The organism is Marinicellulosiphila megalodicopiae (assembly GCF_045862395.1).
GTDB lineage: Bacteria > Pseudomonadota > Gammaproteobacteria > Pseudomonadales > Natronospirillaceae > Marinicellulosiphila > Marinicellulosiphila megalodicopiae.
In genome coordinates, this window is sequence record NZ_AP023087.1 from 2929777 (window position 1) to 2944641 (window position 14865).

At 36.3% G+C, this 14865-nt stretch carries 11 protein-coding genes; 3 read left to right on the forward strand and 8 right to left on the reverse strand.

The genetic code is table 11. The features are described from left to right. Nucleotides 1-9: 9 nt before the first annotated feature. The 5 genes from TYM08_RS12640 to TYM08_RS12660 form a co-directional block, all read right to left on the reverse strand. Nucleotides 10-447, reverse strand: a complete 438-nt coding sequence (locus TYM08_RS12640; protein WP_422379509.1) for a response regulator — start codon at nt 445-447, stop codon at nt 10-12. A 2-nt stretch (nt 448-449) separates the two neighbouring features. Continuing rightward, the gene (locus TYM08_RS12645; RefSeq protein ID WP_422379510.1) at nt 450-3086 is read right to left on the reverse strand and encodes a PAS domain S-box protein; all 2637 of its coding nucleotides are present in this window, start codon (nt 3084-3086) and stop codon (nt 450-452) included. Nucleotides 3087-3450: 364 nt separating this feature from the next. Then, entirely contained in the window at nt 3451-5670 is a 2220-nt protein-coding gene (locus tag TYM08_RS12650; protein ID WP_422379511.1) for a YgiQ family radical SAM protein, read from the reverse strand. A gap of 134 nt (nt 5671-5804) precedes the next feature. Further along, nucleotides 5805-6203 (reverse strand): CBS domain-containing protein, encoded by a 399-nt coding sequence (locus tag TYM08_RS12655; RefSeq protein ID WP_422379512.1) that lies wholly within the window; start codon nt 6201-6203, stop codon nt 5805-5807. A 58-nt stretch (nt 6204-6261) separates the two neighbouring features. Next, on the reverse strand, nt 6262-6471 hold the full coding sequence (locus tag TYM08_RS12660) for a DUF1653 domain-containing protein (RefSeq protein WP_422379513.1): 210 nt from the start codon (nt 6469-6471) through the stop codon (nt 6262-6264). Between the two features lie 132 nt (nt 6472-6603). Between TYM08_RS12660 and TYM08_RS12665 the strand changes: the two genes are divergently transcribed. Then, nucleotides 6604-7278, forward strand: coding sequence for an RluA family pseudouridine synthase (locus TYM08_RS12665; protein ID WP_422379514.1), 675 nt, complete (start codon nt 6604-6606; stop codon nt 7276-7278). A gap of 68 nt (nt 7279-7346) precedes the next feature. On the opposite strand, the gene fadA is transcribed toward TYM08_RS12665, so the two are convergent. Both fadA and fadB read right to left on the reverse strand, forming a co-directional pair. Next, nucleotides 7347-8522 carry an acetyl-CoA C-acyltransferase FadA gene (gene fadA, locus TYM08_RS12670; RefSeq protein ID WP_422379515.1) on the reverse strand — a complete coding sequence of 392 codons (1176 nt, stop codon included), beginning with the start codon at nt 8520-8522 and terminating at the stop codon, nt 7347-7349. An 8-nt stretch (nt 8523-8530) separates the two neighbouring features. Beyond that, nucleotides 8531-10684, reverse strand: coding sequence for a fatty acid oxidation complex subunit alpha FadB (fadB, locus tag TYM08_RS12675; RefSeq protein WP_422379516.1), 2154 nt, complete (start codon nt 10682-10684; stop codon nt 8531-8533). 323 nt (nt 10685-11007) lie between these two features. On the opposite strand from fadB, the gene TYM08_RS12680 reads away from it, so the two are divergent. Then, nucleotides 11008-12414 (forward strand): hypothetical protein, encoded by a 1407-nt coding sequence (locus tag TYM08_RS12680; RefSeq protein ID WP_422379517.1) that lies wholly within the window; start codon nt 11008-11010, stop codon nt 12412-12414. Between the two features lie 60 nt (nt 12415-12474). Next, the gene (locus TYM08_RS12685) at nt 12475-12933 is read left to right on the forward strand and encodes a DUF1499 domain-containing protein (protein WP_422379518.1); all 459 of its coding nucleotides are present in this window, start codon (nt 12475-12477) and stop codon (nt 12931-12933) included. Between the two features lie 36 nt (nt 12934-12969). Here TYM08_RS12685 and parE read toward each other — a convergent pair whose 3' ends face one another. Next, on the reverse strand, nt 12970-14859 hold the full coding sequence (gene parE, locus TYM08_RS12690) for a DNA topoisomerase IV subunit B (protein ID WP_422379519.1): 1890 nt from the start codon (nt 14857-14859) through the stop codon (nt 12970-12972). Nucleotides 14860-14865: the final 6 nt, after the last annotated feature.

Below are 14865 nucleotides of genomic sequence, written 5' to 3' on the forward strand. Positions count from 1 at the left end.
ATTCTTATGTTATTGATTAAAATCAGGTAATTTCACAGTATCTAGCCAATAAGTGAATAATACATTAAGCACATCGTTCAATTCGGTTTGTGAATGTGGTTTTGAGATAAAAGAATTTGCACCATTTCTGTATGCAATTTTTATATCATCTTCACTATAGGATGTCGTAAACACCACAACCGGAATATGTTTAAATTGCGTGCTTCGTTTAATATATTGTAATGTTTTATGGCCATCTAAAATTGGCATATTTAAGTCCAGCAATATCAAGTCTGGAAGATCCATCTCCATTTGAACGCATTTATTTAAATAATCAATAACTTCCTGCCCATCAAAACACATTTGCAATGTAGGCTTTAAGTCTTGACTCATTGCTGCTTTACTTAATAAATATTGATCATCCAAATCATCTTCTGCAATTAACACATATGTTTTCGTTTTTATCATAACTACCTCGGAAGCTTAATTAAAATAATTGTCCCAACATTCTCATCGAATCTTGCACTGATTAAGCCTTGATGTTTTTCAATAATGGTTTTACAAATAGAAAGCCCTAGGCCTGATCCTGATTTATGCCGACTTACTAAACTTCTAAATGGCTCAAAAATTTGCTCAGCGTATTCATTTGAAAATCCAACGCCCTGGTCTATCACTTCAATTTCTATAGCGTCTTCTTTGAGTTTACCACAAATCTTAATTTCTGCTTTTTGTTCTGGTTTACGATAATGAATAGCGTTCACAATCAAATTTATCAAAACATGCATAAATCCAATTTTATTCACTTCTAAATTCACATCACTGATTAATTCTATCTGCGCACCTGTTTCATTAATTAAATTACTTAAATCTTCTTTTATGGACTCTAAAATCTCACTTAACAATATGGGTTCAAAAATAAATTTTTCACGGCCAAATCGAGACAGCTGTAATAATCCTTTAACCATTTCACTCATTCTTGTGGTGGCATTTAAAATTCGATCTAACTCGTACCTTGCATCTGGGTCATCCAGTTTACCTACTAGACGATTACTTAAACTCTCACCGAACAAATTAATTTTACGCAAGGGCTCTTGTAAATCATGAGAAGCATTAAATGCAAATCGCTCTAACGCAACATTTGATTGTTGTATTTGCTCCTGTGCTGATCGTTTATCCGTTATGTTTTCAATAACTGCAATAAAATATTTAATATAGCCATCACTTTCCTTCACGGTTGATATATTGAAATTACACCAAATAGCGGTTCCATCTTTTTTAATCAATCGCTTTTCAAAAACCGATTCTACTTTGTTTTTATTTAACAACTCCTTAAATTCATTCTTACAATAATCTAAATCAACATCATGAATAAGATCAACGATGCTTTTTCCATCAATTAGTTTTTTATCATATCCAAGCATGTCGTAAAAATATTTATTCACCCTAATAAATTCACCGCTTTTATCCATATTTATAATTCCGATAGCAGCCAAATCATAGGTTGTATTAAATTCTAAATATAAAGACTTGTATCGTTCCTCTTTAATTTTCAATTCAGTAATATCAAAAAAAGTCCCTAACATCAAAGTGGGTAACCCATCTTTAATTTCATATAGCGCATCTCTTGAAGAACACCAAAACCAATGCCCATCTTTATGCTTAAATCGGTAATCAATGGTGGATTGTTGATTTTCATACACATCATCAAAATGTTTTAACATCCTATCAATATCATCAGGATGGAATAAGGCCATTAAATCACCATCTCGTTTTTGAATTTTAGCTAAATCGCTTAGGGTATACCCAGTAATTCTAGTGTACTCTTTATTAATAAAGGTATTTGTTTTGACAATTAAATCAAAAATATAAAGTCCCGATAACGAATTATCATGAATTTTTTCGATGAAATTTGTTTTTTCAATCAAGGCATTTTCTAATATTATTTGCTCATGAATATTAGTGATTAATCCTGACATTAAAACCGGTTGATCTGCGTTGTACATTGCCTCTCCACGCATTTTTATCCATAAATAATTATTTTGAGGTCCACTTACTCTAAAAATCAATTCAAAAGACCGATGATCTAATATACTACTATTGATGGCGGCTTTTATTCTTTCTTTGTCTTCTCTGTGCACAAAAGATATAAATTCATTAAAATGTGAAATTTTCAAACATGCAGGATTTAAAATATTAACAAGCTGATCATTATGCCAAAATGATCCAGTTACAAAATTCCACTCCCAGATTCCGTCATTCGTTGCATTAATTGCACGTTTGATTCGATTAGTGCTTTCAAAATACAACCGAGATTCTGATGTAGATTCATCCACATTATTGATACTTGCGAATGTCATTTTTTGATCTAAGAACATATGTGTATTTAACATAATTTCTAGAGACACACTTGAGCCATCTTTGCACCTGCCTGTGACAATTCGACCTTGGGCCATACTATGTTGCTTGGTTTCATTAAATACAAATTCAGAAACAATAGTGCTATGTAATGCCCTTAAATGAGTGTGCAATAAAATAGATAACGGTTGACCAATTAATTCATCCTTTTCATAGCCAAATGTATTTTCTACTTTTTTATTTACAACTTGTATGCATTGATTCTCATCAATAATTAACACGCCAGTTGGAAGTAATTCAGTAGAAAATTTAAATATCTCTCCTGCTTGGTTTTTTAATTGCTCAGTATGAACCTGTTCCAATGCTTCAGCTAATTGACTAGGACTTGGGATATTTTTAAGTTGGGGCACGATTTTTAACAAGACAATTGCCGTTGCAATTGACACGATAGCAGTAATCATTTTCACTACAGCTTGAATTCCGTAGGCTCCATTCCAAATATTATAAACGGCAATTACATGAGTTAATCCGCATAATAAAATAAACGCTGAAAATAACACAAAAAGTGTTTTAAATTTCTTAAGTGTATCGTTATGAACAAGCACCATCAAACAAACTGGTATGGAAAAATACGCTAATGCAACAAGAAGATCAGCTACAACCGTTGTCCATAAAATGCCAGGATACCAAATAAAACAATGCCCATGAGGCATATATTGATCATTGAAAAACAGACTTAATGTGTCAACCATACTTTATGTCTCAACCATACTTTATGTCTCAACCATATTTTATGTCTCAATTACTAAAATAATTAAACCTATTCTTTATAGGTATATTTTTAGCATAGCTCACATTTTATGTATTACATTTCGTATTTCAATTTAAAAAGTACAGTATTGATTGGTTTCAAGAAGCGATAACTTTTAGATTGGATTTTTTAATAACAATATTAGACAAAAAAAGATTCATGTAGATTTTTTTAAGATTACATTTTAAGAATGAGACATAATAATAAAATATCAGTTAGACTTTTTAAGTCTATACACGATTAAATTTCATGCATAAAAAAGGCTTATACATCATTAAATGTATAAGCCTTTTATTTAAGAATGATTATTTTACAAGTTTTTTAATACTTACTTGACGTTTTTTATTGGACTTATTTGTTTTTTTCACTGATCGATTATGTGTTGGTTTTGTTGTACTTACCGATTTCCCAGAAGTACCACCAAATGTTTTTTTGCTATTAAAACGGTTATTACCATGACGTCGTTCTTCAGCAGGCACTAGGCAATTTTCACCCGATCCAATTAAATCTGCACGCCCCATTGCACGTAAGTTTGCTCGTAATACATCCCAGCTTTTTTCGTCGTGATAACGAATATAGGCTTTGTGTACACGACGGCTTGAAATGTCTTTAGTAATTGTAATTTGGTTTTCTTTTTTATAGCTCAAACGTTTTAATGGGTTACGACCTGAGTAATACATCGCGGTTGCTAAACTCATTGGCGACGGATAGAACGTTTGTACTTGGTCTAGTCTGAATTTGTTTTTCTTCAGCCACAATGCAAGATTCATCATATCTTCATCTTCACAACCAGGATGCGCTGCAATGAAATACGGAATCAAATATTGTTTTTTACCGGCCGCTTTAGAATATTTGTTAAACATTTTTTCAAATTGATGATACGTCCCCATTCCTGGTTTCATCATCATATTTAATGTGCGCTCTTCACTGTGCTCTGGCGCAATTTTTAAATAGCCACCAACATGATGAGTCACTAATTCTTTTACGTATTCAGGATCTCGTACCGCTAAGTCATAACGTAAGCCTGATGCAATCGCGACATTTTTAATACCCGGAACCGCACGTGCTTTACGATACAACTCTGTTGTTTCACTATGATCGGTTTTTAAATTACTGCAAATTGATGGGAATACACAAGACAGTCTACGACAGGTCGACTGAATTTCTTGGCTCTTACAATTTAAGTGATACATATTGGCCGTTGGCCCACCTAAATCGGAAATTTGCCCAGTGAAATTCGGCACTTTTGCTTTCATGTCGTCAATTTCTTTTAAGACACTTTCTTGAGAACGCGACTGAATCACTCGACCTTCGTGCTCTGTAATTGAACAGAACGTACAACCACCAAAACAACCACGCATAATATTGATCGATGTTTTGATCATGTCGTAAGCGGGGATTTTTTGGCCATCGTATTTTGGATGCGGCACACGGGCGTAATACAAATCAAATACAGAATCCATTTCTTCTGTTTCTAATGGAATCGGTGGTGTGTTGATCCAAATTTCTTTGTTACCGTGTTTTTGAATTAACGGCTTAGCATTATGTGGATTACTTTCTTGATGCAAAATACGCGATGCGTGTGCGTATAAAATAGGATCACTTTTTACTTTTTCATAAGACGGTAAACGGATACACAATAATTCGTCGTGATCTAATTTGGCTTGTTTTTTAAGAGGCGCTGGCACCATCTTAATTGCTTGTAACTCGGCTTCTTGCTGTTTAATGAACTCTTCTTCGTTGGCTGGAGTATGTTTTTTATCGCCCATGTCATAAGGGTTGTTGATTAAATCAAGTTTACCCGGCCAATCAATTCTGGTTGAATCTAGCTGTGTGTATTCAGAAGGTGCTGCATCTAGCAACACAGCTGTGCCGCGTACGTATCGCATATCTTCAACAGTCTGACCTTTTGAAAACATGTGGCTCACATCAACAATGGCACGCTCAGCGTTACCATAAAGTAAAATATCGGCACCTGAATCAATTAATATTGAACGACGCACTTCGTCAGACCAGTAATCGTATTGTGCGATACGGCGTAAACTCGATTCAATACCACCGATCACAATCGGAGTGTTTTTAAACGCTTCACGACATTTTTGCGCATACACAATAACCGCACGATCTGGACGTTTACCGCCTACGTTACCAGGAGTATAAGCATCATCGTGGCGTAATTTTAAATCCGCTGTGTATCGATTAATCATCGAGTCCATGTTGCCAGATGAAATACCAAAGTATAAATTGGGCTCACCTAACACTTTAAAATCTTTAGTGTTTTGCCAATTTGGCTGATCAATAATACCTACGCGAAAACCTTGGGACTCTAATAATCGACCAATAATTGCAGCACCAAAACTTGGGTGATCAACATAGGCATCGCCCGAGATTATAATAATGTCGCAACTGTCCCAGCCTAACAGGTCCATTTCAGCTCGTGATGTCGGCAAAAATGGCGCTGTGCCGAAGCATTCGGCCCAATATTTAGGGTTATGATTTAGGTGGGGGGCTTTAATTACAGGCATGGCTACTTTCAAAAAAATTCAGAGGTGGCTATATTGCCAAAAAAACGACTTTTTTGATACCTCTGATTGAGTAGTTACTGTTTGATATTGTAATTTAAGAGCAGATAAGACACCTACTCTTTGGCTAAAACGGTTTATTTAGTATGAGCTAACAAATATTTAATTACTTCTCGACGTGTAACAATACCCACCACATTGCCATTTTGATCCACAACAGGGTAATTTTTAGGCTGTGGACCGCTCATTTTTTCAGCAATCGACAATATCGTTTGATCTGGCGATACACTTAATACATCGGTTTTCATGATGTCAGATACACCGGCAACACGTTGATTGTGGTACGCCACTTGAATAATGACTTGCAAACAATCTTGCTCAGAAATCCAACCTTGTAATTTCCCATCATCATCAAGCACTACACCGCCTAATGCTTCAGATTTTATTAATTCTTTGGACGCTTCCACTACCAACATTGAACTTGGAATAGATGCGAATTTGGTATTCATAATCGAAGAAATTGTATCGTTTTGCATGTTTTAATTTTCCTAAAAAAGCTAAATTTACCTCAGAATAAAAAAATTAACTAATAATTTATGCTTCTCTTAACCATTTAAAACGTTCTATTGATTGCCCCTCTTTGATTATTGATTCAAAAAACATGGCTTTGGGGCGAACCCACCAACTAAAATCACCATATTGGCATTGATACAAAACCAACTCTTCCTCTGTTTCACTGTGTTTAACCAATTGCGTTACGTTGTACAACGCGCCTTTGTAATGTTGATAAATGCCTGTTTTCATAATGCCTCTTTTTTTGCTGACGAATGTATAAAGGCATTTTAATCTTTTGGTTTTAAATAAACAGCAAACAAATGAATAAAATCCCATCCTAAACCGCTATAATCACAAAAAATTAAACAACACATACCCACTATGACTTTTGATCCTACACAACTAACCGTATTACCCGCCACTAGCGAGCCTTTTGAATTAATTCATGCCGATGACGATTTTGTGGTGGTGTATAAACCGACAAAGCTGTTAACTGTACCGGGTCGCCACCCTGACAATAATGATTGTTTGGTATCACGTGTACAAAAGCAGTTTCCAACAGCAGTCGTTGTGCATCGTTTGGATTACGACACCTCTGGTTTAGTTATTTTGCCACTAAACAAACCTGCACTTTCTAACATTAGTAAGCAGTTTCAAGCGCGTACTGTGCACAAACAATACACAGCAATTGTGGATGGTATTATCAAAACGGATTCGGATTGCATTGATATGCCCATTGCAAAAGATCCTGAAAACCCACGTTGTTATAAAGTGTGTTTTGAATCTGGCAAAGTGTCGGTGACGAATTTTGAAGTACTCGAAAGAGATTTAGAACACAATAAAACCCGCGTTTTATTAAAGCCTGTAACGGGAAGATCACACCAACTTCGCTTGCATATGCTAGCAATGGGTCATGTTATTTTGGGCGATGAGTTTTATGCAGATGAAGCTCGATTTAAAGCATCAAGCCGCTTGCTTTTACACTCTAATTTTATTGAATTTAGCCATCCTAAAACCGATAAATTGATTCAGTTTAAATTTGACGTGCCGTTTTAGATTCAACTTTCTAATTAAAATCATTCCTTTAAAAACAGTCGCCCACGTCCTGTAGGCGACTTAGTGATTTACACGCGCTCTATCAATGTCGCAATGCCTTGGCCTAAACCAATACACATGGTCGACACGCCAAAAGTCGCATCATTTTGTTCTAACACATTTAAAAGCGTGCCTGTAATTCTTGCGCCACTGCACCCAAATGGATGACCCAACGCAATCGCTCCACCATGAATATTCACTTTGTCTTCAAGTGATTTCAGCAGTTTTAAATCTTTTAAAACGGGTAATGCTTGAGCGGCAAATGCTTCGTTTAATTCCCAAAAATCAATATCACTGACTGACATTTTGTGTTTTTTCAATAGCTTTTGTGTGGCAGGAACGGGACCATAACCCATTATAGAAGGATCCACCCCCGCAAGCGCCATCTGTCTTACAACGGCTCTTGGTTTTAACCCCATAGCTTTTGCTTTTTTGGCCGACATCACCAACATAGCACAGGCACCATCGCTGATTTGTGACGATGTGCCAGCGGTTACTGTGCCGTTTTTAGGATCAAACACAGGTTTCAGTTTGGCCAAGCCTTCTAAAGTCGTATCTGCTCGTATGGTTTCATCTTCTTTAATTATTGCCGCTAACCCCGCTTCATTTAAACCAGGCACGCCAATGATTTCATTTTTAAGCCAACCTTTCACTGTCGCTTGGTGAGCCAATTGATGAGAACGAAAGGCAAATTCATCTTGTGCTTCGCGCGTAATACCATGCATTTTGGATAATAACTCAGCAGTTAACCCCATCATTCCAGCCGCTTTTGCAGCATGTAATGAAATGGTTGGATTCACATCTACGCCATGCATCATATCCACATGCCCCATATGCTCGACACCACCAATCAAGTAAGCATCGCCATTTCCACTTTGAATGCCTTGTGCGGCAATATGTAACGCAGACATGGAAGAGCCACATAAACGGCTGACGGTTTGTGCAGGCACTTCTACTGGAATTTGAGTGAGCAAAGAAATCATTCGAGCAATGTTCCAGCCTTGCTCTTTTGTTTGATTCACACAGCCCCAAATCACATCATCAATTTGTGCGGGATCAAAATTAGGATTTCGATTTAGCAGTGCATCAATAACGTGAGCGGATAAATTCTCAGCTCGTAATCCTCTAAAACAACCGCCTCTTGAACGCCCCATAGGGGAACGCAAAAAATCAACAATTACGGCATCATTATCTTGTAATTTCATGGTTCACCCTACTTTTGAATTAAGTTAATTTTTGAATAAAAATTTTCGTTTGTTTGGGATAACGCAACAATACTGTCAGGTAAACCATATAACGGACCAATGTTTTCATAGGTTCTGCAATCTTCAACAAATTTAGCCACACCATAGTCGTCCATGTATTTAAATGGCCCACCTCTAAATGGTGGAAAACCAATACCATAAATCATCGCCATATCGGCTTGGTCTGCACTGGAAACAATATTTTCATCAAGCGCACGTACACACTCTAAACATAATGGAATCATCATTCTGATGATAATTTGTTCATCGGTTATTTTTGCATTGTCTTTTACGTTCAAAAGATCCAGTACCGAATCATCCACTACCTTTTGCACTTTGCCTTTTTTGTCTAGTTCGTATTTATAAAAACCAAGATCGTTCTTTTGACCTAATCGTTTTTGTTCAAACAAAATATCAATAGGACTGCTGTCTTGGTTTTGCATACGATCGGGATACGCTTTTGCCATCACAGATTGTGCGTGTACAGCGGTATCTAACCCCACCACATCTAATAAATACGCAGGCCCCATTGGCCAGCCGAATTTTTCCATGACGGAATCGATTCTACGAAAGTCCACACCGTCTTTTACCAACGACACGAATCCAGCAAAATAAGGAAACAACACTCGGTTCACTAAGAATCCCGCGCAGTCATTTACCACGACAACGGACTTACCCATTTGGGTTGCCAATTTAACCACTTTAGCAATGGTTTGATCAGAGGTTTTAGCGCCTCGTATCACTTCTACTAATGGCATACGATGCACGGGGTTAAAAAAGTGCATACCACAAAAGTTCTCTGGTCGTTTTAATGAATTGGCTAAAAAGTCGATAGAAATCGTACTTGTATTACTGGCTAAAACGGCATCATCATTTACCGTTAATTCCGCTTCGATTAACACAGACTGTTTGATGGTTGGGTTTTCGACCACCGCTTCAATCACTACCTCTGCGGTTTTGAAATCTCCATAATTCATGGTTGGCCAAATACGGTTTAAGTTTTCGCCCATTTTTTCAGGGGTCATTTTTTTGCGGCTGACTAATTTATTAAACAACGTTGAGGCTTCGTTCAAGCCTAAATCCAACCCCTGTTTATTAATGTCTTTCATCAAGAAGTTCACACCTTTTGATGCGCCTTGATAGGCAATACCGCCTCCCATAATACCGGCACCTAACACTGCCGCTTGCTCTATTTTAGCCTGACCTTTAGTGATGGTTTTTACATTTTTCTTTAAGGCTTGGTCTGCTAAAAACAATCCGACTAAGTTTTTGGCGACGGATGTTTTGGCAATTTTGGCAAATGCTTTTAACTCAACAAAAATGGCGTCTTCACGACCAAACTGCGCTTGTTTTTGAATACAATTAATAGCGGCCACGGGCGCTGGATAATGTCTGCCTGCTTGAGATGCCACAAACGCCTTTGACGTTTCAAAGCTCATCATGGATTCTGTAGCGTTTAGTTTGATAGGAGATAATTTTGGTGCGCGTAATAATTCTAAATTGGGTTGGTCATTTATAATTAATTTAATTTGCGCAAGACCAACGGCCTTAACGTCATCTTCACTGAATACAGCACTGACGGCCCCATCTTTAAAGGCAACGTCTGCGTTTTTCATTGAGCCTGAGCAAATCCATTCAATGGCATTATCAACCCCAATTAATCTAGGTAATCTAACGGTTCCTGCAAAACCAGGAAATATACCTAATTTGACTTCAGGTAAACCCAGAACTGCTTTTTCATGCATGATGCGGTAATCAAAACTTAACGCTAACTCACAACCGCCACCTAAACAGTGTCCGTTAATCACAATTAACGTCGGCATGTTCAAATCTTCGATTTGATTAAATAATTCATGCACTGACATGATGTCTTTGGCTATTTCGTCTTCGGTGGTATCGAATTTATCTAAAAACTCAGTAATATCAGCACCATAAATCAAATCGGTTTTGCCAGAATAAAACACTAATCCTGTTAGCTCTTTGTTGGCTTCAATGTCATTAATACATTGCTGTAATTGAGCTAATGCTTCATTTGAAAGGATATTCACCGATTCATCAGGAATGTCAAAACACAGCATTGCGATTTTGTCATCGGTAATGCTCAATTGGAAAAAGTCAGCCATATTGCATCTCTTTTAATTGGTAATTTTAATCATCAAAGGTGGTTTTCAATACAATTGATAAAAAACCACCTTCCTAAATTTTAAAGTATCTTCAGTATAGACCCGATGTAACATTGTGTGATTGATTTTTTATAACTTATTCAAAACAGCATCAAATAGAATACTGCTTCTCAAATGAATTGAGCATTAACCTCATTTTTTACGTAATTACTACATTAAATATATGAAATACTCGACATTCAGATATATTGATAATATCAATGTGTTTGGACTATGGTAATCTCAAAGCACAATTCAAGACACATACAATTAAGGGTTCAATTATGAAATATACCCCGCTGCTTTCTCTTTTTTTATTACCGTCTTTATCATTTTCTGCTACTGAACCTGCTAATTTTCAAAATATAACAAGTAACAACTATCAATCTGCATTATCAACTGTAAATCAATCATTTGGTGCATGGGCAGATGCCAGCCAAAGTTTGGATATCACGTCGATTTGGTTTAATCCCGCAATGATGACTTATCAAGGGCAGCAATCAAGCATAAACCTATTAAATCAACCTAGCGGCAGTGTATTTTTTAAAGCATACGGGGAAAATGTAGGTGTTCATTTAGGGAGAACATCTCAATACACATCTGATTTGGATATTGACAACGAAGTGGACAGCTTCGATTTATTTTGGTCAAAAGGCGATAAAGGTGACAGTATCGGAGTAAATATTTATTTTTCAATAGACAGCGATACTCAACTAGCTCGAGAAACATTTGACAATGTAGACTTACCAGCAGGTAGTAGTTATACCGATGATAATAATAAAATTACAATTGACCACAATAAAAAAGGTTCTACAGAATATGATTTTGGTGCAAATATTGGCTTTGACAAAGGCTTAAAACAATACATTCTAAATATAGAAATATCTGATAGTTCAGGTGAATACGATAAATTTAAAGCTGAATTAATTCAAACGTTAGGAAATGACGAAGATATAACTAAAGAAAGTACGTTAGGGACAGGTATAAAAGATTTTAGATTTAATTTAGGTGGCAGTTATTTAGAAAAACTCAAAGAAGATTTATACCTAATTGGTTCCGCTAAATACGTATTTACTAATAATTCAGATACTCAAAAAAGAGAATTTGAAAACGAATCAGAACACATCATTCTTGACCAAACTAATCAAATTGGATTGCATCAACTAAATCTAACAGCCGGGGCACAACTGTCAATCAAGCCCAGTCCTCGTATTGAATATAATTTACAACAACTTTTCAATCTAGGGTTAGGATTAGGTTATGACCGAATACAGGTTAATAGAGATTTTGATACTGGAACAGAAGAACCTACTGGATTAGAAACTTACTCACAAATCACCCGATTATCAATTGACGCTCCTGTCATGGTTTCAATGAAAATGCGCGCATCCAAAAAATTGAATATGACCGCCTCAGTACAAACCAACACAATAAGTTTTACAAGTGAAAAATTAAAAGAGTCATTTATGACTGTAGCGGACAATAAATACGAAAAAGTAGATGGTGGCGAACATACAATAAGTAATAATTCTTTTAATACAACCACATCCAACACATCGGTTGCTTGGGGATTTGGTTACCAATATAGCAATCAATTAGTGTTTGACTTCAATCTTAGTAGTGCATTTTTAACCGATGGTATAACTGACAGTTCAATTGTAAATGAATTGACAATTACTTATCAGTTTTAAAAATATAAAAATAAACACGCCAGTTTACTGGCGTACATGCTTAAAACTTACGGACTCATTATGAAAAAATATTGTTTAATTTTATTTAGTTTCCTTTTTATTTTATTGATAATAAACATTATTTGGCTCTATCATCAAAATAGCAAAACACCCATTTTAGGATTGATCAGCAATAAACTTGCACCAATGCCTAAAACCCCCAATGCGATTTCTAGCCAAACTCAAGTGCTCAGTAAAAAAGTAGAACCACTGCACTTTAAAGGAAGCTTGGAACATTCTAAAGAAGCACTGATAACAATAATTTCCAATATAAATGGCACTGAATTAGTCGAAAATGATGAACAATATTTATATTTTATTTTCAGTACAAGTTTGATGAAATTTAAAGATGATGTTGAGTTTTATTTTGATGACGAAAAAAAAATAATTGATATAAGAAGTAGCAGTCGTGCAGGATATTCTGATCTTGGAAAAAATTTAGAACGTTACGAATTTATTAAGCAACAATGGGAGAAATAAATAACCATTTCATTTTATTGAAATGGTTGTTTATATTTAGATATCGGCTAAATCACCTTTACTCTCAAGCCATTGTTTGCGGTCAGGCGCGCGTTTTTTCGATAACAACATATCCATCATTTCGACAGTATCATCACCTTCAGTCATCGTTAATTGCACTAGTCTTCTAGTATCACGATCCATAGTGGTTTCTCTTAACTGCATTGGATTCATTTCGCCTAACCCTTTAAATCGTTGAACATTCACTTTTCCTTTAGTTTTTTCAGCTTCGATACGATCTAATACACCATTTTTTTCTGATTCATCTAAAGCGTAATACACTTCTTTACCAATATCGATTCGAAACAATGGTGGCATTGCAACAAATACGTGTCCAGCTTTGACCAACGCAGGGAAATGCTTCACAAATAAAGCACAAAGCAACGTTGCAATATGTAAACCATCCGAGTCGGCATCAGCTAAGATACAAACTTTGCCGTAACGAAGACTCTCTAAATCCTCAGTATTGACATCAACACCTAAAGCAACCGCAATATCATGAACTTCTTGAGAGGCTAGAATTTGACCTGAATCCACTTCCCAAGTGTTTAGAATTTTGCCACGCAATGGCATTACAGCTTGGTATTGACGATCTCGTGCTTGTTTTGCACTTCCACCAGCTGAATCCCCTTCCACAAGAAATAACTCACCTTCCATTGCATCTTTACTTGAACAATCGGCTAATTTACCTGGCAGCGCTGGCCCCTGAGTGATTTTTTTACGGGTGACTTTTTTGGCTGCTTTTGAGCGTGACTGTGCACTGCTGATAAATAATTCAGCTAGCTTTTCAGCAATATCAGTATGCTCATTTAAATAAAGGCTGAAAGCATCTTTAACCACACCTGAAATGAAAGCACTGACTTGACGTGATGATAAACGTTCTTTTGTTTGTCCAGAAAATTGAGGGTCAGCTAATTTTGCTGATAATACATAACAACATTTATCCCAAATATCTTCAGGGCCTAATTTAATGCCTCTTGGAATTAAATTACGGTATTCACAAAATTCACGCATGGCATCTAATAAACCTGTGCGAAAACCATTAACGTGTGTACCGCCTTGAGCCGTTGGAATTAAATTCACATAGCTTTCTTGAATTAACTCGCCACCTTCAGGCAACCATTGAATCGCCCAATCGACGGCCTCTTGTTGGGCTGACATAGAACCTGTAAACGGGTCTTCAGGCAATGATTCAAATACTTGAGTGTGATTGATTAAATAATCTTTTAATCCGTCTTCGTAGTACCACTCTTCTTTTTCGTCTTTTTCTTCATTATTAAAAATAATATGAAGCCCGGGACATAAAACGGCTTTTGCTCGTAAGTTGTGTTTTAAACGAGAAGCTAAAAACTTTCCAGTATCAAAGTATTTTGCATCTGGCATAAAGTGAACAATTGTGCCTTTGTCTTTTTTAGCACAGGTGCCAATTACTGCTAACTCTCTTACTTTTTCACCATTAGCAAAACCAATGCTGTGAATTTCTCCGCCGCGTTTAACTTTTACATCTAACATGGTTGTTAAAGCATTTACAACCGAAATACCTACACCATGCAAACCACCAGAAAATTGATAGTTATCATTTGAGAATTTACCACCTGAGTGAAGTTTCGTTAAAATCAACTCAACACCTGACACCCCCTCTTCAGGATGAATATCGACAGGCATACCTCGACCGTTATCCTCAACTTGTAACGAGCCATCTTTAAAAAGTGTCACAATAATTTTATTTGCGTGTCCTGCTAATGCTTCATCTACTGAGTTATCAATTACCTCTTGAGCTAAATGGTTTGGCCTAGTGGTTTCAGTATACATACCTGGGCGTTTTTTTACGGGATCTAACCCACTTAATACTTCAATGGATTGAGCTGAATATTCTTTATTTGACATGATAAT